24 protein-coding genes are annotated in these 23191 nt (G+C 59.2%); 21 read left to right on the top strand and 3 right to left on the bottom strand.

The window, feature by feature from the left end; genetic code table 11:
- Positions 1-152 precede the first annotated feature (152 nt).
- Positions 153-971, bottom strand: coding sequence for an inositol-phosphate phosphatase (gene suhB / locus CKW14_RS19745; RefSeq protein ID WP_095048353.1), 819 nt, complete (start codon positions 969-971; stop codon positions 153-155).
- A 145-nt stretch (positions 972-1116) separates the two neighbouring features.
- On the opposite strand from suhB, the gene trmJ reads away from it, so the two are divergent.
- The 21 genes from trmJ to CKW14_RS19640 all read left to right on the top strand — a co-directional run bounded on the left by trmJ (position 1117) and on the right by CKW14_RS19640 (position 20056).
- Positions 1117-1887, top strand: coding sequence for a tRNA (cytosine(32)/uridine(32)-2'-O)-methyltransferase TrmJ (trmJ, locus tag CKW14_RS19740; protein ID WP_007916903.1), 771 nt, complete (start codon positions 1117-1119; stop codon positions 1885-1887).
- Between the two features lie 3 nt (positions 1888-1890).
- Positions 1891-2667 carry a serine O-acetyltransferase gene (cysE, locus tag CKW14_RS19735; protein ID WP_007916901.1) on the top strand — a complete coding sequence of 259 codons (777 nt, stop codon included), beginning with the start codon at positions 1891-1893 and terminating at the stop codon, positions 2665-2667.
- Between the two features lie 246 nt (positions 2668-2913).
- Positions 2914-3405 carry a Fe-S cluster assembly transcriptional regulator IscR gene (gene iscR / locus CKW14_RS19730; protein WP_038362955.1) on the top strand — a complete coding sequence of 164 codons (492 nt, stop codon included), beginning with the start codon at positions 2914-2916 and terminating at the stop codon, positions 3403-3405.
- 47 nt (positions 3406-3452) lie between these two features.
- Positions 3453-4667 (top strand): IscS subfamily cysteine desulfurase, encoded by a 1215-nt coding sequence (locus CKW14_RS19725; protein ID WP_007916899.1) that lies wholly within the window; start codon positions 3453-3455, stop codon positions 4665-4667.
- 101 nt (positions 4668-4768) lie between these two features.
- The gene (iscU, locus tag CKW14_RS19720) at positions 4769-5155 is read left to right on the top strand and encodes a Fe-S cluster assembly scaffold IscU (RefSeq protein WP_007916892.1); all 387 of its coding nucleotides are present in this window, start codon (positions 4769-4771) and stop codon (positions 5153-5155) included.
- A gap of 34 nt (positions 5156-5189) precedes the next feature.
- On the top strand, positions 5190-5513 hold the full coding sequence (iscA, locus tag CKW14_RS19715) for an iron-sulfur cluster assembly protein IscA (protein WP_003227904.1): 324 nt from the start codon (positions 5190-5192) through the stop codon (positions 5511-5513).
- An 8-nt stretch (positions 5514-5521) separates the two neighbouring features.
- A complete protein-coding gene (gene hscB / locus CKW14_RS19710; RefSeq protein WP_095125910.1) occupies positions 5522-6043 on the top strand; it encodes a co-chaperone HscB in 522 nt (173 codons plus the stop codon).
- 51 nt (positions 6044-6094) lie between these two features.
- Positions 6095-7960, top strand: coding sequence for a Fe-S protein assembly chaperone HscA (gene hscA / locus CKW14_RS19705; RefSeq protein ID WP_095125909.1), 1866 nt, complete (start codon positions 6095-6097; stop codon positions 7958-7960).
- Positions 7960-8301: an ISC system 2Fe-2S type ferredoxin gene (gene fdx, locus CKW14_RS19700; RefSeq protein WP_007916885.1), complete on the top strand. Its 342-nt coding sequence runs from the start codon at positions 7960-7962 to the stop codon at positions 8299-8301. Before hscA ends, fdx begins: the two co-directional genes overlap by 1 nt.
- Positions 8302-8315: 14 nt before the next feature.
- Positions 8316-8516, top strand: coding sequence for a Fe-S cluster assembly protein IscX (gene iscX / locus CKW14_RS19695; RefSeq protein WP_008084655.1), 201 nt, complete (start codon positions 8316-8318; stop codon positions 8514-8516).
- Between the two features lie 88 nt (positions 8517-8604).
- Positions 8605-9030 carry a nucleoside-diphosphate kinase gene (gene ndk, locus CKW14_RS19690; protein ID WP_007916882.1) on the top strand — a complete coding sequence of 142 codons (426 nt, stop codon included), beginning with the start codon at positions 8605-8607 and terminating at the stop codon, positions 9028-9030.
- Positions 9031-9058: 28 nt separating this feature from the next.
- Positions 9059-10207 (top strand): 23S rRNA (adenine(2503)-C(2))-methyltransferase RlmN, encoded by a 1149-nt coding sequence (gene rlmN, locus CKW14_RS19685; protein ID WP_016984373.1) that lies wholly within the window; start codon positions 9059-9061, stop codon positions 10205-10207.
- Between the two features lie 12 nt (positions 10208-10219).
- Positions 10220-10978: a type IV pilus biogenesis/stability protein PilW gene (gene pilW, locus CKW14_RS19680; RefSeq protein ID WP_093430650.1), complete on the top strand. Its 759-nt coding sequence runs from the start codon at positions 10220-10222 to the stop codon at positions 10976-10978.
- The gene (locus CKW14_RS19675; RefSeq protein WP_095125908.1) at positions 10978-12021 is read left to right on the top strand and encodes a RodZ family helix-turn-helix domain-containing protein; all 1044 of its coding nucleotides are present in this window, start codon (positions 10978-10980) and stop codon (positions 12019-12021) included. The genes pilW and CKW14_RS19675 overlap by 1 nt, the downstream gene beginning before the upstream one ends.
- Before the next feature lie 3 nt (positions 12022-12024).
- Complete coding sequence (ispG, locus tag CKW14_RS19670) at positions 12025-13134, top strand: flavodoxin-dependent (E)-4-hydroxy-3-methylbut-2-enyl-diphosphate synthase (RefSeq protein ID WP_003227888.1); 1110 nt, start codon at positions 12025-12027, stop codon at positions 13132-13134.
- 37 nt (positions 13135-13171) lie between these two features.
- Entirely contained in the window at positions 13172-14461 is a 1290-nt protein-coding gene (gene hisS / locus CKW14_RS19665; protein ID WP_016984369.1) for a histidine--tRNA ligase, read from the top strand.
- A gap of 41 nt (positions 14462-14502) precedes the next feature.
- Positions 14503-15144 (top strand): tetratricopeptide repeat protein, encoded by a 642-nt coding sequence (locus CKW14_RS19660; protein ID WP_095125907.1) that lies wholly within the window; start codon positions 14503-14505, stop codon positions 15142-15144.
- Positions 15137-16288 carry an outer membrane protein assembly factor BamB gene (gene bamB / locus CKW14_RS19655; protein WP_034156262.1) on the top strand — a complete coding sequence of 384 codons (1152 nt, stop codon included), beginning with the start codon at positions 15137-15139 and terminating at the stop codon, positions 16286-16288. Before CKW14_RS19660 ends, bamB begins: the two co-directional genes overlap by 8 nt.
- 136 nt (positions 16289-16424) lie before the next feature.
- Entirely contained in the window at positions 16425-17894 is a 1470-nt protein-coding gene (gene der / locus CKW14_RS19650; protein WP_093430647.1) for a ribosome biogenesis GTPase Der, read from the top strand.
- Positions 17895-18128: 234 nt separating this feature from the next.
- On the top strand, positions 18129-19277 hold the full coding sequence (locus CKW14_RS19645) for a pyridoxal phosphate-dependent aminotransferase (RefSeq protein WP_095125906.1): 1149 nt from the start codon (positions 18129-18131) through the stop codon (positions 19275-19277).
- The gene (locus CKW14_RS19640; RefSeq protein WP_095048347.1) at positions 19265-20056 is read left to right on the top strand and encodes an amidohydrolase; all 792 of its coding nucleotides are present in this window, start codon (positions 19265-19267) and stop codon (positions 20054-20056) included. Before CKW14_RS19645 ends, CKW14_RS19640 begins: the two co-directional genes overlap by 13 nt.
- 168 nt (positions 20057-20224) lie before the next feature.
- Here CKW14_RS19640 and leuA read toward each other — a convergent pair whose 3' ends face one another.
- Together leuA and CKW14_RS19625 are read right to left on the bottom strand one after the other, a co-directional pair.
- Positions 20225-21904, bottom strand: coding sequence for a 2-isopropylmalate synthase (gene leuA / locus CKW14_RS19635; RefSeq protein WP_007916856.1), 1680 nt, complete (start codon positions 21902-21904; stop codon positions 20225-20227).
- A 464-nt stretch (positions 21905-22368) separates the two neighbouring features.
- On the bottom strand, positions 22369-23190 hold the full coding sequence (locus tag CKW14_RS19625; RefSeq protein WP_095048346.1) for a M23 family metallopeptidase: 822 nt from the start codon (positions 23188-23190) through the stop codon (positions 22369-22371).
- Position 23191 lies beyond the last annotated feature (1 nt).

Raw genomic sequence — 23191 nt, 5'->3', positions numbered from 1 at the left:
CGAATGCGGTGTGCCAGCCGGCATCAATGTTGATTGTCAGAATGCATTCGCGAGCAGGCTCGCTCCCACATGAAGATTTTGGTGGTCTGTAGATCGAATTCCAGGCATAAAAAAAGCACCCCGAAGGGTGCTTTTTTCCTTTCGCGTGAAGCTTAGCGCTTCAGCGAAGCCGGCAGGTGCGGCTGGATCGCCGTCAGTACTGCCTTGAAGCATTTGGTGTTGCCGGCAACGATGTGGCCTTTTTCAAGGAAGTCGTGACCGCCGGTGAAGTCGCTCACCAGGCCGCCAGCTTCTTGAATCAGCAGGGCGCCTGCAGCCATGTCCCACTCGGACAGACCCGATTCCCAGAACGCGTCGAAACGACCGGCAGCGACATAAGCCAGGTCCAGGCTTGCCGAACCGGCGCGGCGGATGCCGGCAGTCTGGCCAACCAGGGCGCGGAACATGCCCAGGTAGTTGTCGAGGTTGTCCATCTGGTCGTCACGGAACGGGAAACCGGTACCCAGCAGGGCGCCGTCAAGGCTGGTACGACCGCTGACGCGCAGGCGACGACCGTTCAGTTGAGCGCCGCGACCACGGCTGGCGGTGAATTCTTCCTGGCGAACCGGGTCCAGAACCACTGCGTGCTCCAGGCGGCCACGGTACTTACAGGCAATGCTGACAGCGAAGTGAGGAATGCCACGCAGGAAGTTGGTGGTGCCGTCCAGTGGATCGATGATCCACAGGTACTCTTCGCCTTCGATACCGGTGCCGGCGTGCATGCCGGTCTCTTCACCCTGGATCGAGTGATTCGGGTATGCCTTGCGCAGGGCGTCGATGATTTTCTGTTCAGCGGCGCGATCGACCTCGGATACATAATCCTTGGCGTCTTTTTCGTCGACCTTGATGGTATCCAGGCGCTCGATGGAGCGGAAGATCAGTTCACTGGCGCTGCGGGCGGCGCGCAGCGCGATATTCAGCATGGGCTGCATGGATGTGTCACCTAAGGTTGTTAAAGAAAGCCGCGCATTCTATCAGAACTTTTCTTCAGGTGAAGGACGCTGTTCGCTTTCATAGCTTAACGGTAGGCTGTTCTGTAAGATTTGCACCCCTTTCCTGTGTCCGAGAGCGCCTCCCTTGCTGCAGAACATTCGTGTCGTCCTGGTCAATACCAGCCACCCCGGCAACATCGGCGGGGCCGCGCGCGCCATGAAAAACATGGGTCTGTCGCGATTGGTGCTGGTCGAACCGCGGGTCTTCCCGCACCACGAAGCCGATGCTCGTGCTTCCGGTGCCGGTGACATCCTTGAAAATGCGCAAGTCGTCGCCACCTTGGAAGATGCCTTGGTCGGCTGCAATCTGGTGCTTGGCACCAGCGCCCGTGACCGCCGCATTCCCTGGCCACTGCTGGATCCGCGCGAGTGCGGCACCAAAGTGGTCGAGGAAGCCGGGCAGGGCGCCGAAATCGCTCTGGTATTCGGTCGTGAAGATTCCGGTCTGACCAACGAAGAGCTGCAGCGATGTCACTTTCACGTGCATATCCCCTCCGACCCTGAGTTCAGTTCGCTGAACCTCGGCGCGGCGGTGCAGGTGTTGAGCTATGAGGTGCGCATGGCCTGGCTGGCCGCCCAAGGCCAGCCGAGCAAGATCGAGAAAGAAGAAGTGGCTTCGGTGAAAAGCGCCGAGCTGGCGACCATGGATGAATTGGAACGCTTCTATGAGCATCTGGAGCAGACACTGGTCGCCATCGAATTCCTCGATCCCGAGAAACCACGGCACTTGATGGCGCGCCTGCGTCGGTTGTACGGACGCAGCTCGGTCAGCCGGGCGGAAATGAATATTTTGCGTGGCATCCTCACGGAAACCCAGAAAGCGGCCCGTGGTGAGCTTCTTAAGCGGAAGGACTAAATGATGTTTGAGCGTTTGCGTGAAGATATCCAGAGCGTATTCCATCGAGACCCGGCGGCGCGTAACGCTTTTGAAGTCCTGACCTGCTACCCCGGCATGCATGCGATCTGGATCCATCGATTGGCCGGCATGCTCTGGCGCAACGAACTGAAATGGCTGGCGCGGCTGGTGTCGAACTTCGGTCGCTGGCTAACCGGGATCGAGATTCATCCGGGGGCCAAGGTCGGTCGTCGTTTCTTTATCGACCATGGCATGGGTATCGTCATCGGTGAAACCGCCGAGATTGGCGATGACGTGACTATTTATCAGGGCGTGACCCTCGGCGGCACTAGCTGGAATAAGGGCAAACGCCACCCGACGCTGGGTGATGGTGTGGTCGTGGGCGCGGGCGCCAAGGTGCTCGGCCCGTTCACCGTCGGCGCTGGTGCCAAGGTTGGTTCCAACGCCGTGGTGACTAAAGAAGTGCCACCGGGCGCCACTGTTGTCGGTATTCCTGGGCGAATCATCGTCAAGTCCGATGAAGAGCAGGATGCCAAGCGCAAGGCCATGGCCGAGAAGATCGGTTTCGATGCCTACGGCGTCAGCGAAGACATGCCTGACCCGGTGGCGCGCGCCATTGGTCAGTTGCTCGATCACCTGCAAGCGGTGGACGGGCGGCTGGAGGGGATGTGCGGCGCGCTGAAGGATCTGGGTAGCAATTACTGTGCGAAAGATCTGCCTGAACTGCGTGAAGAAGACTTCGCCTGCGTCAAAGGCAAAGACGAGTCCAAAGCCAGCTAGCGCCTCCTGTAGGAGCTGCCGAAGGCTGCGATCTTTTGATCTTGTCTTTCACAGAATCAAAAGATCGCAGCCTTCGGCAGCTCCTACAGAGGCTTGCGTCAACCGGTGTGCCATTAGGCCGCAGACCCTGCTATCATTCGCGCGCTCTTTTGCGGGTAAACCTGACTAAAGTACTAGGTCTTAAAGTTGACTTAAATACTCGGGAATTGCATACTCGCCCCATTCTGAACTCCGTGGTAACTGTCCATGCGACTGACTACAAAAGGCCGATACGCCGTGACCGCCATGCTCGACCTGGCGTTGCACGCGCAGCACGGGCCCGTGTCCCTGGCCGATATCTCCGAGCGCCAAGGCATCTCCCTGTCCTACCTCGAACAGCTGTTCGCCAAGCTGCGCCGCAGTAACCTGGTTTCCAGTGTTCGCGGCCCGGGTGGTGGCTACCAGTTGTCCCGCGAGATGCAGGGTATCCAGGTCGCCCAGGTGATCGATGCAGTAAATGAATCGGTCGATGCCACCAAATGCCAGGGCCAGGGCGATTGCCATTCCGGCGACACCTGCCTGACCCATCATCTGTGGTGCGATTTGAGCCTGCAGATTCACGAATTTCTAAGTGGTATCAGCTTGGCTGATCTTGTGACTCGCCGTGAGGTGCAAGAAGTAGCCCAGCGTCAGGACCAGCGCCGTTGCAACAGCAAGGCGCCACGCCTGGACAAGATTGAAGCGTCCGCCGTCGAATGACAGCCAGAGAGCTAGCGGCACGCCAGCCCTGATTTAGGAGATAGTCCATGAAATTGCCGATTTACCTTGATTACTCTGCGACCACCCCGGTTGATCCGCGTGTTGCGCAAAAAATGAGTGAATGCCTGCTGGTCGACGGAAACTTCGGTAACCCGGCGTCCCGTTCCCACGTGTTCGGCTGGAAGGCTGAAGAGTCCGTTGAAAACGCCCGTCGTCAGGTGGCCGATCTGGTCAACGCTGATCCGCGCGAAATCGTCTGGACTTCCGGTGCTACCGAGTCCGACAACCTGGCAATCAAGGGCGCGGCACATTTCTACGGCTCCAAGGGCAAGCACCTGATCACCTCCAAGATTGAGCACAAGGCTGTCCTCGACACCATGCGCCAACTGGAGCGTGAAGGTTTCGAGGTTACTTACCTCGAGCCGACCGAAGACGGTCTGATCACCCCGGCCATGATTGAAGCTGCACTGCGCGAAGACACCATTTTGGTCTCCGTAATGCACGTGAACAACGAAATCGGCACCGTTAACGACATCGCCGCGATCGGCGAAATGCTGCGCGCCAAGGGCGTTCTGTTCCACGTCGACGCCGCTCAGTCCACTGGCAAGGTCGAGATTGACCTGCAGAAACTGAAAGTCGACATGATGTCGTTCTCCGCCCACAAAACCTACGGCCCTAAAGGCATCGGCGCGCTGTACGTCAGCCGCAAGCCGCGTGTGCGCATCGAAGCGACCATGCATGGCGGCGGTCACGAGCGCGGCATGCGTTCCGGCACCCTGGCGACCCACCAGATCGTCGGTATGGGTGAAGCGTTCCGCGTAGCCAAAGAAGACATGGCTGCTGAAAACGTCCGTATCAAAGCCTTGAGCGACCGCTTCTACAAGCAGGTCGAGCATCTGGAAGAGCTGTACGTCAACGGCAGCCTGACCGCCCGCGTTCCGCACAACCTGAACCTGAGCTTCAACTACGTTGAAGGCGAGTCGCTGATCATGGCGCTCAAGGATCTGGCGGTATCGTCCGGTTCGGCCTGCACCTCGGCGTCGCTCGAGCCTTCGTACGTGCTGCGCGCCTTGGGCCGCAATGACGAACTGGCGCACAGCTCGATCCGCTTCACCTTCGGCCGTTTCACCACCGAAGAAGAAATCGACTACGCCGCGCAGAAAGTCTGCGAGGCCGTTACCAAGCTGCGCGCTCTGTCGCCGCTGTGGGACATGTACAAAGACGGCGTCGATATCTCGAAAATCGAGTGGGCGGCACACTAAATATAGAAGCCGCCAGATACAGATCCTGTAGTGACGCGGCGGTTTACGCAGCGCAGTTGCAGGGTCTCAAGAGCGGCCCTGATGAGTGAGGATTGAGAATCATGGCTTACAGCGAAAAGGTCATCGACCACTACGAAAACCCGCGCAACGTCGGCAAGATGAACGCGGAAGATCCTGATGTCGGCACCGGCATGGTCGGCGCTCCGGCGTGCGGCGACGTGATGCGTCTGCAAATCAAGGTCAACGACGCTGGCATCATCGAAGATGCCAAGTTCAAGACCTACGGCTGCGGTTCGGCTATCGCTTCCAGCTCCCTCGCCACCGAGTGGATGAAGGGTAAGACCCTGGACGAAGCAGAAACCATCAAGAACACTCAGCTGGCCGAAGAACTGGCCCTGCCGCCAGTGAAAATTCACTGCTCGGTACTGGCTGAAGACGCTATCAAAGCGGCTGTTCGCGATTACAAGCAGAAGAAAGGCTTGATCTGACTTTCTGGATTAGGCGACGAGTAAGGAGTCACCGATGGCTATCAGCATGACAGAAGCGGCTGCTCGACACGTGCGGCGCTCCCTCGACGGGCGCGGCAAAGGTGAAGGGATTCGTCTGGGTGTTCGCACCACAGGCTGTTCCGGCCTTGCCTACGTGCTGGAGTTTGTCGACGAGGTGGTTGCAGAGGATCAGGTGTTCGAGAGTCACGGCGAAAAAGTGATCATCGACCCGAAAAGCCTGGCCTACCTGGACGGCACCGAGCTCGATTTCGTCAAGGAAGGGTTGAACGAAGGCTTCAAGTTCAACAACCCCAACGTACGCGGTGAATGTGGCTGCGGCGAAAGCTTCAACATCTGAGGCTTGTCGTGGGTATTCCTTGTCATTTCGCTTTATTCGAGCTGCAACCGGGTTTCCGTCTGGATCTCGAGCAGTTGGCTACGCGCTATCGTGAGTTGGCGCGCGGCGTTCATCCTGATCGCTTTGCCGACGCTTCCGAGCGTGAGCAGCGGTCGGCACTCGAGCAGTCTGCCCGGCTCAACGACGCCTATCAGACGCTCAAGAGTCCGGCCCAGCGCGCACGCTACCTGCTGGCCATCAGCGGGCATGAAGTGCCGATGGAAGTCACGGTCCATGATCCCGAGTTTCTTCTGCAGCAGATGCAATGGCGCGAAGAGCTCGAAGACCTCCAGGACAGTGCTGACCTCGACGGCGTCGCCGTGTTCAAGCGGCGCTTGAAAGTGGCTCAGGAAGAACTCAATGAAAGCTTCGCAGCCTGTTGGGATGATGCAGCGCAACGTGAGCAGGCCGAACGCCTGATGCGACGCATGCAGTTCCTCGACAAGCTCACCTACGAAGTGCGCCAGTTAGAAGAGCGCCTCGACGATTAACCCAGTGCCGCTCCGGTCGCACGCCTGATATACAGATAAGTCCTGATCACGATGGCCCTACTGCAGATCGCCGAACCCGGCCAAAGTCCTCAACCGCACCAGCGTCGTCTGGCTGTGGGGATCGACTTGGGCACTACCAATTCGCTGGTCGCTGCGTTGCGCAGTGGTCTTTCCGAGCCGTTGGCCGACGCAAACGGGCAGGTCATCCTGCCGTCCGCTGTGCGTTACCACGCCGATCACGTCGAAGTCGGCGAGTCGGCCAAACTGGCCGCCGCTTCCGATCCTTTGAACACCGTGCTGTCGGTCAAGCGCTTGATGGGTCGTGGTCTGTCCGACGTCAAGCAATTGGGCGAGCAACTGCCATACCGCTTTGTCGGTGGCGAATCGCACATGCCGTTCATCGATACCGTGCAGGGCCCGAAAAGCCCGGTCGAAGTCTCCGCCGATATCCTCAAGGTGCTGCGTCAGCGCGCTGAAGCGACCTTGGGAGGTGAGCTGGTTGGTGCGGTGATCACCGTTCCTGCTTACTTCGATGATGCTCAGCGCCAAGCCACCAAGGATGCGGCGAAACTCGCCGGTCTGAACGTGCTGCGCCTGCTCAACGAGCCGACCGCTGCCGCTGTGGCGTACGGTCTGGATCAGCATGCTGAAGGCCTGGTCGCGATTTATGACCTCGGCGGCGGTACTTTCGATATTTCGATTCTGCGTCTGACCGGCGGTGTTTTTGAAGTTCTGGCCACTGGCGGCGACAGCGCGCTGGGTGGCGATGACTTCGATCACGCGATTGCCGGCTGGATCATCGAGAGCGCGGGCCTGTCCGCCGATCTCGACCCGGGCGCACAACGCAATCTGCTGCAAACCGCTTGCGCGGCCAAAGAAGCCCTGACCGATGCGGCCAGCGTTGAAGTGGCCTATGGCGACTGGAAAGCACAGCTGCCCCGTGAAGCCTTCGATGCGCTGATCGAGCCGATGGTCGCTCGCAGCCTGAAAGCCTGCCGCCGCGCTGTCCGTGATTCCGGTATTGAGCTGGAAGACGTGCACGCCGTGGTCATGGTTGGCGGTTCGACGCGCGTTCCGCGTGTTCGCGAAGCCGTTGCCGAAGCCTTCGGTCGTCAGCCGCTGACCGAAATCGATCCGGATCAAGTGGTGGCCATCGGTGCCGCGATCCAGGCCGACACCTTGGCTGGCAACAAACGCGATGGTGGCGAACTGCTGCTGCTCGACGTGATTCCACTGTCCCTGGGGCTGGAAACCATGGGCGGCCTGATGGAGAAGGTGATTCCGCGCAACACCACCATCCCCGTCGCTCGCGCACAAGATTTCACTACTTATAAAGATGGCCAGTCGGCCATGGCGATCCACGTATTGCAGGGCGAGCGTGAGCTGATCAGTGACTGCCGCTCGCTGGCGCGCTTCGAATTGCGCGGCATTCCAGCGATGGTTGCCGGTGCGGCGAAGATTCGTGTGACCTTCCAGGTCGATGCCGACGGTCTGCTCAGCGTTTCCGCCCGTGAGTTGGGTTCAGGCGTTGAGGCAAGCATTCAGGTCAAACCGTCCTACGGTCTGACCGACGGCGAAATCGCCAAGATGCTCAAGGATTCGTTCCAGCATGCCAATGACGACAAAGTCGCCCGCGTTCTGCGTGAGCAGCAAGTCGATGCCCAACGCTTGATCGAAGCGGTGCAGGGCGCTCTGGAGGCCGATGGCGAGCGTTTGCTCGACGCCGAAGAGCGCATGGTCATCGATCTGCAGTTGCAGGAGCTGGCCGAACTGATGAAAGGCACTGATGGTTACGCCATCGAGCAGCAGACCAAGCGTCTGTCGCAAGTGACCGATGCTTTTGCTGCCCGCCGCATGGATCTGACGGTAAAAGCCGCTCTGTCGGGGCGCAATCTGAATGAAATCGAGGATATCTGATGCCGCAGGTCATTTTTCTGCCCCACGAGAAGTTCTGCCCTGAAGGCATGGTGGTCGAGGCTGCGCCCGGCACCTCGATTCTCGAACTGGCCCACGAACACCACATCGAGATGGAAAGCGCCTGCGGCGGCGTCTGTGCTTGCACCACTTGCCACTGCATCATCCGCGAGGGTTTCGACTCGATGGAAGAGGCTGACGAGCTGGAAGAAGACTTCCTCGATCGCGCCTGGGGCCTGGAAGCGCAATCGCGTCTGGCTTGCCAGGCGATCGTCGGTGAAGAAGACATCACCGTCGAAATTCCGAAATATTCGCTTAACCATGCGGCTGAAGCGCCGCACTGACTGGTAAGACTGTCATGAGCTACGGTTGGAATGATGTTCAACGTATTGCAGAAGAATTGGCCGAGGCCAAACCGGGCGTAGACCCGTTTTCTGTCAATTTCGTCGATCTGCAGCAATGGATCAAAGAGCTGCCGGATTTTGACAATACCTCTGGTCGTGTTGGCGAGAAGGTGTTGGAAGCGGTTCAGACGCTCTGGGCTGAAGAATTGGACTGATCGTCCTCGCAGGTTAGGCAATACCCAAGAACCCGCGTATAATTCGCGGGTTTAATTTTTCGCAAATTACCGTTTCTGGAGTTACACCATGGCTGTTCAACGCACTTTCTCCATCATCAAGCCTGACGCTGTTGCAAAAAACGTCATCGGCGAAATCACCACTCGTTTCGAAAAAGCCGGCCTGCGCGTTGTAGCTTCGAAACTGAAGCAACTGTCCAAAGCTGAAGCTGAAGGCTTCTACGCTGAGCACAGCGCTCGTGGTTTCTTCGGCGACCTGGTTGCTTTCATGATCTCCGGTCCTGTTGTTGTTCAGGTTCTGGAAGGCGAAAACGCTATCGCTCTGAACCGTGAGCTGATGGGCGCTACCAACCCTAAAGAAGCTGCTGCCGGCACCATCCGCGCTGACTTCGCTGATTCCATCGACGCCAACGCTGTTCACGGTTCGGACTCCGAAGCCGCAGCTGCTCGTGAAATCTCGTACTTCTTCGCAGCTACTGAAGTAACCACTCGCTAAGCATTGGCTTAAGAGTGAAGGTGAATCCATGACTACATCGACTGTAAAAACCAACCTGCTGGGTCTGACTCAACAGGAAATGGAAAAATTCTTCGACTCAATCGGGGAGAAGCGTTTCCGTGCCGGTCAGGTAATGAAATGGATTCACCACTTTGGTGTCGATGATTTCGACGCCATGACGAACGTCAGCAAGGCCTTGCGCGACAAGCTCAAGGCCATTGCTGAGGTCCGTGGTCCGGAAGTGGTCAGCGAGGACATCTCCAGCGACGGCACCCGTAAGTGGGTGGTGCGCGTGGCGTCCGGCAGCTGCGTCGAGACCGTGTACATTCCCCAGGGCAAACGCGGCACTCTGTGCGTTTCGTCCCAGGCAGGCTGTGCCCTGGATTGCAGTTTCTGCTCCACCGGCAAGCAAGGCTTCAATAGCAACCTCACCGCCGCCGAAGTCATCGGTCAGGTGTGGATTGCCAACAAATCTTTCGGCAGTGTCCCGGCAACCGTCGACCGTGCCATCACCAACGTGGTGATGATGGGCATGGGTGAGCCATTGCTGAACTTCGACAACGTCGTCGCCGCCATGCATCTGATGATGGATGACCTCGGCTACGGGATCTCCAAGCGCCGCGTGACCCTGTCCACCTCGGGTGTGGTGCCGATGATCGATGAGCTGGCCAAGCACATCGACGTTTCCCTGGCGTTGTCCCTGCACGCACCGAATGACGCATTGCGTAACCAATTGGTGCCGATCAACAAGAAGTATCCGCTTAAGATGCTGCTCGAGTCGTGCCAGCGCTACATGTCCGCCCTTGGCGAGAAACGTGTGCTGACCATCGAGTACACCTTGCTCAAGGACATCAACGACAAGGTTGAACACGCCGTCGAGATGATCGAGCTACTGAAGAATATTCCGTGCAAGATCAACCTGATTCCGTTCAACCCGTTCCCGCATTCCGGGTACGAGCGGCCAAGCAACAACGCGATCCGTCGTTTCCAGGATCAGTTGCATCAGGCCGGTTTCAACGTCACCGTCCGCACCACCCGTGGTGAGGACATCGACGCTGCATGTGGTCAATTGGTAGGGCAGGTGCTGGATCGCACCCGTCGCAGCGAACGTTACATCGCCGTGCGCGAGTTGAGCGCCGACAGCGATCTGGCACAGAACGCCGCGAACACAAATTAAGAGAGGATCTCTATGTCCCTGCGCTTTGCGCTGCTGTTGCTGTTGGCCAGCCTGTGTGCTGGTTGTGTCCTGTCGGGTGACTACAACCCGATGAAGACCAGCAAGGGCCGCGATGAAGCGCGGGCTGCCTACGTGCAGTTGGGGCTGGGATACTTGCAGCAAGGCATGACCGAGCGTGCCAAGGTGCCGCTGAAGAAGGCGCTGGAAATCGACGGTTCCGATCCTGACGCCAACGCTGCCCTCGGGTTGGTGTTTCAGTCCGAAATGGAGCCTGAGCTGGCCGACGAACACTTCCGCAAGGCTTTGTCCTCCCGTCCCGCCGATGCGCGCATCCTCAACAACTACGGCAGTTTTCTCTACGAACAACAGCGTTATAAAGAAGCCTACGAGCGTTTTGAACAGGCCGCCGCCGATACCCTGTATCCTGAGCGTTCGCGTGTGTTCGAGAACCTCGGCATGACGGCGGCGAAGCTCGGTCAGCGTGATCTGGCACAGCAACAGCTGGAAAAAGCACTGCGTTTGAACCGTCAACAACCACGTGCTTTGCTGGAAATGGCTGAGTTGTCCTTCGAAGACAGGCATTATGTGCCCGCGCGAGACTATTACGACCGTTTCAGCCAGTTGACCGAACAAAATGCACGTAGTCTATTGCTCGGCGTTCGGCTGGCAAAAGTGTTTGAAGATCGCGACAAGGCCGCCAGTTATGGCCTGCAATTAAAACGACTCTATCCCGGTACGCCGGAATATCAGCAATACCTGTCGGAGCAATGATGAAAGCGGCGCATCCCGAAGTTGTAGCAGCGAATCGCGTTAACCCCGGTGAGACCCTGCGCCAGGCCCGCGAAAGCAATGGCTGGTCGCTGGCCGAAGTGGCCCTCAAGCTCAACCTCACCGTGACTTCCCTGAGCAATCTTGAAGCCGGCGCTTTCGACAAGCTGCCGGGGCATACCTTCGCTCGCGGTTACATTCGCGCTTATGCCAAATTGCTCGGCATGGACCAGACCGTTCTGGTTCAGCAGTTCGACCAGTCCACCGGTACCGACTCCCAGGGCAGCAACGTGCATGCCCTTGGCCGTATCGAAGAGCCTGTGCGGGTTTCCCACACCATTTTGCGTATTGTCAGCCTGCTGTTGCTGATCGCGGTCATCGGCGGCGGTTTCGTCTGGTGGCAGGATCAGACTTCGCAGCGCACCAAGGACCTGACGTCGCTGGCGCCTGAGCACGTTGAAGTCGAAGGTGCTGACGGCACCACCCAGATTCACCCGATTGACGAGCCGGAAGATCAGGCTGTCGAAGAGAATCAGGCCGATACTTCCACAGCGCTGGCGCTGCCTCAGTCTGAAACCACCGCTGAATCGACCGGTGCCGAAGCTACCACCCCGGCAACCACTCCGGCCGCACCGGTTGCGCCGGCTGCACCGACGACCGCCCCTGCTCATACGCCAGCACCGGTTGTCGCTACCCCGGCAACCCCGGCACCAAACGTTCCCGCGACTCCAGCACCGACCACCACTGCGCCGGTTGCTCCTGCTACTGCCGCGCCAACCGCAGAAGCTGCCGCTCCGGTGGCAGGCGACGGTCAGGTCCAGTTGCAGTTCAGTGCCGATTGCTGGGCACAAGTGACCGATGGCCGTGGCAAAGTGATTTTCAGTGGTCTGAAGCATAAAGGCGATAGCGTCACCGTTTCCGGCAAGCCGCCGCTTAACGTACGTCTGGGCGTTGCCCGCGCCGCGCAGGTCAGCTACAACGGTCAGCCGGTCGATATCGCTCCGTTCACTAGTGGCGAGACTGCTCGCCTGAAGTTGGGTCAATAAGTCATGCACGGCGAATCTCCAATCAAACGTCGCGTTTCGCGCAAGATCTGGGTCGGCAACGTACCGGTGGGCGGCGATGCGCCGATCGCGGTACAGAGCATGACCAACAGCGACACCAATGACGTTGCCGCCACTGTTGCGCAAATCAACCGTCTGGAAGCCGCTGGCGTCGACATCGTCCGCGTCTCGGTGCCGGACATGGACGCCGCCGAGGCGTTCGGCAAGATCAAGCAACTGGTCAAAGTGCCGTTGGTTGCCGACATCCACTTCGACTACAAGATCGCTCTGCGCGTGGCCGAACTGGGCGTGGACTGCCTGCGTATCAACCCGGGCAACATCGGTCGTGAAGACCGTGTTCGGGCGGTGGTCGATGCAGCGCGTGATCGCGGCATTCCGATCCGCATCGGCGTCAACGCCGGCTCGCTGGAAAAAGACCTGCAGAAGAAATACGGCGAGCCGACCCCTGCTGCGCTGGTCGAATCTGCTTTGCGTCACGTTGAGCACCTCGAACGCCTGAATTTCCAGGACTTCAAGGTCAGCGTTAAGGCCTCTGACGTGTTCATGGCCGTCGAAGCCTACCGCTTGCTGGCGAAAGAAATCGTTCAGCCGCTGCACCTGGGCATCACCGAAGCCGGTGGATTGCGTTCGGGCACAGTGAAATCCGCCGTGGGCCTAGGTATGCTGCTCGCCGAGGGGATTGGCGATACTATCCGCATCTCGCTGGCGGCCGACCCGGTCGAGGAAGTGAAGGTCGGTTACGACATTCTCAAGTCTTTGCATCTGCGTTCCCGTGGCATCAACTTCATCGCCTGCCCGAGCTGCTCGCGGCAGAACTTCGATGTGGTGAAAACCATGAACGAGCTGGAAGGGCGCCTTGAAGACCTGCTGGTGCCGCTGGATGTCGCGGTGATCGGTTGTGTGGTCAACGGCCCCGGCGAAGCCAAGGAAGCCCATATCGGCTTGACCGGCGGCACGCCAAACCTGATTTACATCGACGGCAAGCCGTCGCAGAAACTGACGAATGACAATCTGGTGGACGAGCTGGAAAAGCTGATCCGCCAGAAAGCGGCCGAAAAGGTCGAAGCTGACGCTGCGGTTATTGCGCGCGGCTGAGCCTGATTGAAGCGCCGAACGAATTTAAGGATTTAAAGTGAGCAAGTCTCTGCAAGCCATTCGTGGCATGAATGACATCCTGCCCGAGCAGACCCCGTTGTGGCGTTATTTCGAGGGCACCGTTGCGCGTTTGCTGGATAACTACGGTTACAAGCAGATTCGCATGCCGATCGTTGAATTCACCGAGCTATTCAAGCGCTCGATCGGTGAAGTGACCGACATCGTCGAAAAAGAGATGTACACCTTCGAAGACCGCAACGGCGACTCCCTGACCCTGCGTCCGGAAGGCACCGCGGCGTGCGTGCGTGCCGTACTCGAGCACGGCATCACCGGCGGTGGCCAGGTGCAGAAACTCTGGTACATCGGCCCGATGTTCCGCCACGAGCGTCCGCAGAAAGGCCGTTATCGTCAGTTCCACCAGATCGGTCTGGAAGTGTTCAACCTCGACGGCCCGGACATCGACGCCGAGCTGATCACCATGACCTGGCGTCTGTGGGGCGAGCTGGGCATTCGTGATGCGGTCAAGCTCGAGCTCAACAGCCTCGGCACCAGCGAGTCCCGTGGGCGTTATCGTGAAGCGCTGGTCGAGTACCTCTCGGCGCACCACGACAAACTCGACGAAGACAGCCAGCGTCGCCTGAAAACCAACCCGCTGCGCGTGCTCGACACGAAAAATGCCGACACTCAAGCGGTGCTGGTCGATGCGCCGAAAATGGCCGATTACCTCGACGACGAATCCCGTGCGCACTTTGAAGGTTTGAAAGCGCGTCTGGATGCCGTCGGCATTCCTTACGTGCTCAACCCGAAACTGGTGCGCGGCCTCGATTACTACAGCAAAACCGTATTCGAATGGGTCACCGACAAACTCGGCGCCCAGGGCACTGTTTGTGCGGGCGGTCGTTACGACGGTCTGGTCGAGCAAATGGGTGGCAAGCCGACCACCGGCGTCGGTTTCGCCATGGGCATCGAACGTCTGGTGCTGATGCTGGAAACCCTGGAGCAGATCCCGGAAGAAATCTCCCGTCAGGTCGATGTCTATCTGTGCGCCTTCGGTGAAGAAGCCGAGCTGGCCGGTCTGGCTCTGGCTGAACGTGTTCGTGATCAACTTCCAAACCTGCGTCTGCAAGTCAATGCCGGCGCCGGCAGCTTCAAAAGCCAGTTCAAGAAGGCCGACAAGAGCGGTGCGCTGTACGCACTGATCCTCGGTGACGACGAAATGGCCCAGCAAGTGGTAGGTTTCAAACCCCTGCGTGGCCAGGGCGAACAACAAAGCATTGCCTGGGATGCGCTCGCCGCTCACCTGGCCACCTGCGTCGTGCAGGGTTGAAGCTGTCCAAACAGCCGATTTAGCGATTAAGGAGTATTGGGGTGTCGAGTACCGAAGACGAACAGTTGGCGGATTTGAAGGACTGGTGGACACGCAACGGCAAACCTCTGGTCACTGGCGGCCTGTTGGCGCTGGTCATCGTGTTCGGCTGGCAGGCTTATCACAAGTATCAGAGCAACCAGTCGCAAGGCGCCTCGGTGCTCTATCAGCAACTGCTGGAAACCACGCTGACGCCTGACGGCAAGCCTGATGCGGCCCGCGTTGCGGATCTGGCCGGCAAGCTCAACAGCGAATTCAGCGGTTCCGCCTACGCGCAGTACGGCAGCCTGTTCGTCGCCAAAGTGGCGGTCGACAGCGGCAAGCTGGATGACGCCGCGGCCGAACTGAAAGCCATTGTCGACAAACCGGCCAACCCGGCGCTGGGCGAAATCGCCCGTCAGCGTCTGGCGCAGGTACTCGGCGCGCAGAACAAGGCTGAAGATGCCCTGAAACTGCTCGACGGTGATGCCGACAAAGCATTCATGGCCACTCGCGAAGAACTCAAGGGCGACCTGCTGGTACAGCTGGGCCGTACCGATGACGCGAACAAGGCGTATCAAAAAGCCAAGGCGGCACTGTCGGATGAAGCGGCGGTCGGTGGCCTTCAAATCAAGCTCGACGACCTGGCCAAAGGGGATGCGTGACGTGATCCGTTGGAAGCATGCAGCATTGCTGGCTCTGGCCCTTCTGGCCGCGGGTTGCAGCAGCAACAGCAAGAAAGAATTGCCACCGGCTGAACTGACCGACTTCAAAGAAGAAGTGGTTCTGCACAAGCAGTGGAGTCGTTCGATCGGTGACGGTCAGGGCGAAACCTACAACATGCTGGTGCCGGCGATCGACGGTGACACCATCTACGCCGCCGATGTAACCGGCGTGGTGATGGCCATGGATCGCGGCAATGGCGACGTGAAATGGAAGCAGGATCTTGACCTGCCTGTCTCCGGCGCCGTTGGCGTGGGTTACGGTCTGGTTCTGATCGGTACGCTGCGCGGCGAAGTCGTTGCTCTGGACACCAGCAACGGTGAAGAGAAGTGGCGCGCTCGTGTGAACAGCGAAGTCCTCGCGCCGCCAGCCAACAACGGCGACGTGGTGGTGGTACAGACTCAGGACGATCGTCTGATCGGTCTGGATGCTTCCACCGGTACTCAGCGCTGGGTGTATGACAGCACCCCGGCCGTGTTGACCCTGCGTGGCACCAGCGCACCGCTGGTTACCAACCGCCTCGCGGTGGCTGGCCTGTCGACCGGTAAAGTGGTCGCTCTGGACATTTCCAACGGCGTGCCGGTCTGGGAACAACGGATCGCGATTCCACAAGGTCGTTCGGAACTGGAGCGCGTAGTCGACATCGACGGCGGTCTGCTGTTGTCCGGCGGTACGCTGTACGTTGCCAGCTATCAGGGTCGCGTGGCGGCACTGGATCTGGAAAGCGGTCGTCAACTCTGGCAGCGCGATGCGTCGAGCTACGCCGGTATCGCTCAGGGTTTCGGTAGCGTTTACGTGAGCCTGTCCTCGGGCACCGTTGAAGGCGTCGACGAACGTTCCACCACAGCATTGTGGAGCAACGATTCGCTGGCTCGTCGTCAACTGTCGGCTCCGGAAGTGTTCTCCAGCTATGTTGCAGTCGGTGACCTGGAAGGTTATCTGCACCTGCTGAGCCAGGTTGACGGTCGTTTCGTCGGCCGTGAGCGCATCGACAGCGACGGCCTGCGTGCCCGTCCGCTGGTGGTGGGTGACACGATTTATGTCTATGGCAACAGCGGCAAACTGGAAGCCCTGACCATCAAGTAACAACTATGCTTGGGGTTAAACCCCCAGGCGGCCCCGGATTCATGGGGCTTGCAGCGCTAACAGGCGTTGCCCCGAGCACCAGCCGCTGCCTCGCAGCGGCTTTTGTATTTTCTGAAATAACGAAGTGGAGAGCCGCATGGTTCCCGTAATCGCCCTGGTGGGCCGACCGAACGTCGGCAAGTCCACCTTGTTCAACCGCCTGACCAGGACTCGCGACGCCATCGTCGGCGACTTGTCCGGTCTGACCCGTGATCGCCAGTACGGTGAGGCCAAGTGGCAAGGGCGTTCCTACATTCTGGTCGACACCGGTGGTATCTCCGGTGACGAGCACGGTATGGACGAAAAAATGGCCGAGCAGTCGCTGCTGGCCATTGAAGAAGCGGATGTTGTGCTGTTCCTGGTAGATGCCAAGGCCGGTTTCACCGCCGCCGACCAGATGATCGCCGAACACCTGCGCAAACGTAACAAGCGTTCCTACGTGGTCGCCAACAAGGTCGACAACATCGACCCGGAAATGGCCCGCGCTGAATTCGCTCCATTGGGCATGGGCCACGCGATCCCGATCGCCGGTGCTCACGGCCGTGGCATCACCCAGATGCTGGAAATCGCCTTGGGTGATTTCCCCAAAGACGAAGAAGAGCCGGAAGACGGCGAAGAAGAGATCGTTGCCGAAGGCGAGGAAGCCAAACGCATTCCTGGCCCGAGCGAAAAAGACGGGATCAAGATCGCCATCATCGGTCGTCCGAACGTCGGCAAGTCGACGCTGGTCAACCGCATGCTCGGTGAAGACCGGGTTATCGTCTATGACCAGCCGGGCACCACTCGCGACAGTATCTACATCCCGTTTGAACGGAATGAAGAGAAGTACACGCTGATCGACACCGCCGGTGTGCGCAAGCGCGGCAAGATCCACGAAGAAGTCGAAAAATTCTCCGTGGTGAAAACCCTGCAGGCGATCAAAGACGCCAACGTGGTGATCTTCGTGATGGACGCCCGCGAAGGCGTGGTCGATCACGACCTCAACCTGCTGGGCTTCGCCATCGAATCCGGTCGTGCACTGGTGATCGCGATCAACAAGTGGGACGGCATGACGCCGAGCGAGCGCGACTTCGTCAAGGTCGAGCTGCAACGTCGCCTGTTCTTCGTTGACTACGCCGACATCCACTTCATCTCGGCCCTGCACGGCACTGGCGTGGGTAACCTCTACGCGTCCGTACAGAACTCGTTCAAGTCGGCGGTCACCCGCTGGCCGACCAACCGTCTGACCCAGATTCTGGAAGACGCGGTGGGCGAGCACGCGCCACCGATGGTCAACAACCGCCGGATCAAGCTGCGCTACGCCCACTTGGGTGGTGCGAACCCGCCGATCATCGTGATCCATGGTAACCAGATCGAGAAAGTGCCGAAGTCGTACGTGCGCTATCTGGAGAACACTTACCGCCGTGTGCTGAAGCTGGTCGGTACGCCGATCCGCATCGAGTTCAAGGGCGGCGAGAACCCGTACGAAGGCAACAAGAACACGCTGACCGACCGCCAGGTCAACAAGAAGCGTCGCTTGATGTCGCACAACAAGAAAGCCAGCAAGAAGCGCCGCGACAAGAAGTAAGGTGCGGCTCGTTGATCGTTCCCATGCTCCGCGTGGGAATGTATCCCGTGACGCTCTGCGTCACATAAGCGGTGGACGCAGAGCGTCCAAGGCTGCATTCCCACGCAGAGCGTAGGAACGATCAACATGAGAGAAGGGTGCCATCCGGCGCCCTTTTTTTATGGGCGCCGGATGGGCTATCCTCGGGCTCTCCCGCGCCGTCGTCAGAGCCGGGTGTTGAGCAGGGAACCCCCGATGATCACCAGTAAGCTGCCGAATGTCGGCATCACTATTTTCACGCAGATGTCTCAGCTCGCGGCCCAGACCGGAGCGATCAACCTGTCCCAGGGTTTTCCTGACTTCGACGGCCCGCAGTCCCTGCGTGATGCGGTCGGTCGGCACATCGCCAGTGGCCACAACCAGTATTCACCGATGACTGGCCTGCCGGCGCTGCGCGAGCAGATTGCGGCGAAAATCGCTCGCAGCTATGGCGTGCAAGTCAGTGCCGACAGTGAAGTGACGGTCACGCCAGGCGCGACCCAGGCGATCTTTTGTGCGATTCAGGCGGTTATCCACAGCGGCGACGAAGTCATCGTGTTCGATCCGTGCTACGACAGCTACGAACCGGCGACGGAGTTGGCGGGCGGTCGTTGCGTACATGTACAACTGAATCCGAACGACTTCTCCATCGATTTCGATCAACTCGCTACTGCCCTGAGTCCGCGCACGAAAATGATCGTCATCAACACCCCGCACAACCCGAGCGGCGCGCTGATCAGTCGTGCCGAACTCGATCAACTGGCAGAGTTGATCCGTGGTCGCGACATCTACCTGATCAGCGATGAAGTCTACGAACACCTGGTGTTCGACGGCGTGCCGCACGTCAGCGTGCTGGCCCATGAAGAGCTGTATCAGCGCGCATTCGTGGTCAGCTCGTTCGGCAAGACCTATCACGTCACCGGCTGGAAAACCGGTTACGTCGTCGCGCCGCCAGCGCTGACCACCGAACTGCGCAAGGTCCACCAGTACGTCAGTTTCTGCGGCGTCACGCCGTTGCAATATGCGCTGGCCGATTACATGGCCGAGCACCCGGAACACGTCGAAGAGTTGCCGGGTTTCTATCAGGCTAAGCGCGATCTGTTCTGCGATCTGCTGGCGCCGTCGCGCTTCACCTTCACCCGAGTCACTGGCACCTACTTCCAGTTGGTCGATTACTCGCAGATCCGTCCTGACCTGAATGACGTCGAGATGGCCATGTGGATGACCCGCGAACACGGCGTGGCGAGTATTCCGGTGTCGGTGTTCTACCAGAACCCACCGCAAGGCCAGCGCCTGGTGCGCCTGTGTTTTGCCAAACGCGAGGAGACGTTGCGTGAAGCGGCGGCAAAACTATGCGTGATCTGAGTGCGTTACCTGATCTGAACCTGGCGCTGATCCAGACCAGCCTGGCCTGGCATGACCGCCAGGCCAACCTTGAACATTTCGAGGTGTTGCTGGAGCAGGCGTGGGGGGCGGATCTGATCATCCTGCCGGAAATGTTCACCACTGGATTCTCCATGGAATCCGAAACCCTTGCCGAAGCCGAGAATGGCCCGACCAGCAAATGGCTGCGGGTTCAGGCGGCAAAGCTCGATGCAGTCATTACCGGCAGCGTGATCATTCAGGCCGCCGACGGCAGCCATCGCAATCGCCTTCTATGGGCGCGACCGGACGGTGAAGTGTTGCATTACGACAAGCGTCACCTGTTCCGCATGGCCGGCGAGCACAATCACTACACCCCCGGCGAACGTCAGGTGCAGTTCGAACTCAAGGGCTGGCGCATCCGTCCGCTGATCTGCTACGACCTGCGCTTCCCGGTGTGGAGCCGCGATGCGCACGACACTGATCTGTTGCTGTACACCGCCAACTGGCCGGGCGCGCGGCGTCTGCACTGGAATCGCCTGTTGCCGGCGCGAGCCATCGAAAACCTTTGCTATGTGGCGGCGGTGAATCGCGTCGGCACGGACGGTAAGGGCTTCGCCTACACCGGTGACAGTCAGGTGCTGGATTTCCAGGGGGAAACCTTGCTGGCGGCGGGGGAGGCGGACGGGGTGTTCAAGGTGGTTTTGGAGGCGACGTCACTGGCGGCGTATCGCGAGCGCTTTCCGGCGAATCTGGATGCCGACACCTTCGAGTTCACCTGAGGTAACTGATCGTTCCCACGCTCTGCGTGGGAATGCAGCCCGTGACGCTCCGCGTCACTGGACGCAGAGCGTCCCTTGAGGCATTCCCACGCAGAGCGTGGGAACGATCGCAAGCAAAAAAAGGCCCCGGAGTTTGCACGCCGGGGCCTTTTGCATTTCAGCGATCGATTACGCCGCTTTCGCCTCAGGCTGGCTCAGTGAGCGGTTCAGCGCGCTGAACAGGGCCTTGAAGCTGGCCGTGGTGATGTTTTCATCGATGCCCACGCCGTGCACTGCACGTTCGCCGTTCACACGCAGCTCGATGTACGCCGCTGCTTTGGCGTTGGTGCCTGCGCCGATCGCGTGTTCGTTGTAGTCCATGATCTCCACCGGAATCGGCAGGCCAGCGACGAGTGCTTCCAGTGCACCGTTGCCCTTGCCGCGCCAGTGCAGGTTGGTTTCGCCCTGACCTTTGCTTGCCACTTCCACTTCGACGGCGCTGTTGCCGTTTTCTTCCTGCAGGCGATGGCTGACCAGCGCATACGGGGTGTTGGCTTGCAGGTATTCGCTGATCAACAACGAGTGAATCTGTTTGGCGGTCATCTCCAGGCCCAGACGATCGGTTTCACGCTGCACAACCTGGCTGAATTCGATCTGCATGCGACGTGGCAGGCTGATGCCGTACTCCTGCTCCAGCAAGTAGGCGATGCCGCCCTTGCCCGACTGGCTGTTGACGCGAATCACCGCCTCGTAGCTGCGGCCGATGTCGGCCGGGTCGATCGGCAAGTACGGCACTTCCCACAGTGCATCCGGTTTCTGCTGGGAGAAGCCTTTACGGATCGCATCCTGGTGCGAGCCGGAGAACGCAGTGTGTACCAGGTCACCAACGTACGGGTGACGCGGGTGAACCTGAATCTGGTTGCACTCTTCGACCACTTTGCGCACGCCGTCGATGTCGGAGAAGTCCAGCTGCGGGTCAAGACCCTGGGTGTACATGTTCAGAGCGACGGTGACGAGGTCAACGTTACCGGTACGCTCGCCGTTGCCGAACAGGCAGCCTTCGACGCGATCGGCGCCGGCCATCAGGCCCAGCTCGGTAGCGGCGACGCCGGTGCCACGGTCGTTGTGGGTGTGCAGGCTGATGATCACGCTGTCACGACGGTTGATGTTGCGGCCGAACCACTCGATCTGGTCGGCGTAGACGTTCGGGGTCGCGCACTCAACGGTAGCCGGCAGGTTGAGGATCATCTTGTGCTCAGGCGTCGGGTTCCACACCTCGATCACCGCGTCACAGACTTCCTTGGCGAATTCCAGCTCGGTAGCGCTGAAGGTTTCCGGCGAGTATTCGAAGGTCCACTCGGTGTCCGGCTGCATCGCCGCGTATTTGACGAACAGCTTGGCCGCGTTCACGGCGATGGCCTTGATACCGTCCTTGTCCTGGTTGAAGACGATGCGACGGAAAGAAGGCGAGGTGGCGTTGTACAAGTGAACGATGGCTTTTTTCGCACCGCGCAGGGATTCGAAAGTACGCTCGATCAAATCTTCACGGCCCTGGGTCAGCACCTGAATGGTGGTGTCGTCCGGGATGTGGCCTTCTTCGATCAGGGTACGCACGAAGTCGAAGTCGGTTTGCGAAGCGGCCGGGAACGAGGCTTCGATTTCCTTTACACCGACCTGCACCAGGGTTTTCCAGAAGCGCAGCTTTTTCACCGCGTCCATCGGTTCGATCAGCGACTGGTTGCCGTCACGCAGGTCGGAACTGCACCAGATCGGCGCGGTGTCGATGGTTTTCGACGGCCAGGTGCGATCCGGCAAGTTGATGACGGGAAACGCGCGGTATTTCGAAGACGGATCTTTGAGCATGCTCATCGGGAAATTCCTTATTGTCTGGGCCGAAAAAAGGCGGCCTGCCGGTGTTACGAATGTTCTGGGAAAAGCGTGGGACGAGGCGCAGCGATTCAGCCTGGCAGTCGTGCGCTGACGAGGCACAAGCTGCGGTGCTGGCGAAGCTGAATGAGGGTGTGAGAGGTTTTCATGCCTTCAACCCTAACCGCGAGGGCAGAGGATGGCAAGCAGTCGGAAAAAATTGAGAGGAATACCCGGAAAGAGAGTTTTTGCGGGATTTTATTGCGCTAGAGATCGCTGATCGTTGTGATATTTGCGCGAGGTTTGATTGGGGCGCAATTGAGGTTTTTAGGGATTCATTGAGTATTGCTGTGTTGTATAGGTCGCCTTCGCGAGCAGGCTCGCTCCCACAGGGGATCTTTGTTGTGAATAAGATCCAGTGTGGGGCCGAGCCTGCTCGCGAAGCGGCCGGTCGCCTCAACACATATTTAAGGTTGAAATGCACCAATAAAAATCGCCGGATCCACCCGCGCATCATTCAGGCTGACATTCCAGTGCATGTGCGGCCCGGTTGCCCGGCCCGTCGAGCCGACTTTGCCAACCACCGCGCCTCGCGCCAGTTGATCGCCGACCTTCACATCAATCTTCGACATGTGGCAGAACATGCTGATAAAGCCCTGCCCGTGATCGACAAACACGGTGTTGCCGTTGAAGAAGTAATTGCCGGTGAGGATCACCTTGCCCGCCGCCGGGGTCTTGATCGGCGTGCCCGCCGGCACCGCGAAGTCGAGGCCTGCGTGGGGATTGCGTTCTTCACCATTAAAGAAACGGCGCACACCAAACTTGCTCGACAACGGGCCGTTCACCGGTTTGTCCAACAGCAGATTGCTCGGCGTGTTCGGGCTGAAGCTGCGATACGCCTTGATCTGCTCGGCCAGTTCACCCTCGATGCGTTTGAGGTTCGACTGATCCGGGTTTACTTGCTGTTTGTTCTTCAGGGTGATGCGCTGTTCCGGGTATTTCTTGTTACCCACGGTGAATGGCAGATTGCGCCCGCCACTGCTGATCTGTTGCGCGCCCGGCTTCACCGTCAACGGCACGCCGACAATCGCCAGCCAGTTGTTCTGCTCTTTCACCACCAGCACCGGTTTGCCCTGATACGTGGCTTTCGGTGCCTGCGCGGCGGTGCCCAGATCAACCACCGCCACACCGCCCGGCACCGGTTTGTTCAGTAGCCGGGTGATGTAACTGTCGGCGTGGGCATTGAAGGTCAGGCAGAGCAAAAACAGTGGAGCGAGAAAGCGCGGCATG

This window comes from Pseudomonas sp. Irchel s3a12, assembly GCF_900187485.1.
Lineage (GTDB): Bacteria > Pseudomonadota > Gammaproteobacteria > Pseudomonadales > Pseudomonadaceae > Aquipseudomonas > Aquipseudomonas neuropathica.
Note: the sequence above shows the minus strand (reverse complement) of the source record. Positions and strands in the feature narration are given on the sequence as shown.

Coding starts and splice junctions, on each gene's coding strand:
- suhB (WP_095048353.1), bottom strand. CDS start 971: ATGCAGCCCATGCTGAATATCGCGCTGCGCGCCGCCCGCAGCGCCAGT.
- cysE (WP_007916901.1), top strand. CDS start 1,891: ATGTTTGAGCGTTTGCGTGAAGATATCCAGAGCGTATTCCATCGAGAC.
- iscR (WP_038362955.1), top strand. CDS start 2,914: ATGCGACTGACTACAAAAGGCCGATACGCCGTGACCGCCATGCTCGAC.
- CKW14_RS19725 (WP_007916899.1), top strand. CDS start 3,453: ATGAAATTGCCGATTTACCTTGATTACTCTGCGACCACCCCGGTTGAT.
- iscU (WP_007916892.1), top strand. CDS start 4,769: ATGGCTTACAGCGAAAAGGTCATCGACCACTACGAAAACCCGCGCAAC.
- iscA (WP_003227904.1), top strand. CDS start 5,190: ATGGCTATCAGCATGACAGAAGCGGCTGCTCGACACGTGCGGCGCTCC.
- hscA (WP_095125909.1), top strand. CDS start 6,095: ATGGCCCTACTGCAGATCGCCGAACCCGGCCAAAGTCCTCAACCGCAC.
- fdx (WP_007916885.1), top strand. CDS start 7,960: ATGCCGCAGGTCATTTTTCTGCCCCACGAGAAGTTCTGCCCTGAAGGC.
- iscX (WP_008084655.1), top strand. CDS start 8,316: ATGAGCTACGGTTGGAATGATGTTCAACGTATTGCAGAAGAATTGGCC.
- ndk (WP_007916882.1), top strand. CDS start 8,605: ATGGCTGTTCAACGCACTTTCTCCATCATCAAGCCTGACGCTGTTGCA.
- rlmN (WP_016984373.1), top strand. CDS start 9,059: ATGACTACATCGACTGTAAAAACCAACCTGCTGGGTCTGACTCAACAG.
- pilW (WP_093430650.1), top strand. CDS start 10,220: ATGTCCCTGCGCTTTGCGCTGCTGTTGCTGTTGGCCAGCCTGTGTGCT.
- CKW14_RS19675 (WP_095125908.1), top strand. CDS start 10,978: ATGAAAGCGGCGCATCCCGAAGTTGTAGCAGCGAATCGCGTTAACCCC.
- ispG (WP_003227888.1), top strand. CDS start 12,025: ATGCACGGCGAATCTCCAATCAAACGTCGCGTTTCGCGCAAGATCTGG.
- bamB (WP_034156262.1), top strand. CDS start 15,137: ATGCGTGACGTGATCCGTTGGAAGCATGCAGCATTGCTGGCTCTGGCC.
- der (WP_093430647.1), top strand. CDS start 16,425: ATGGTTCCCGTAATCGCCCTGGTGGGCCGACCGAACGTCGGCAAGTCC.
- CKW14_RS19645 (WP_095125906.1), top strand. CDS start 18,129: ATGATCACCAGTAAGCTGCCGAATGTCGGCATCACTATTTTCACGCAG.
- CKW14_RS19640 (WP_095048347.1), top strand. CDS start 19,265: ATGCGTGATCTGAGTGCGTTACCTGATCTGAACCTGGCGCTGATCCAG.
- leuA (WP_007916856.1), bottom strand. CDS start 21,904: ATGAGCATGCTCAAAGATCCGTCTTCGAAATACCGCGCGTTTCCCGTC.
- CKW14_RS19625 (WP_095048346.1), bottom strand. CDS start 23,190: ATGCCGCGCTTTCTCGCTCCACTGTTTTTGCTCTGCCTGACCTTCAAT.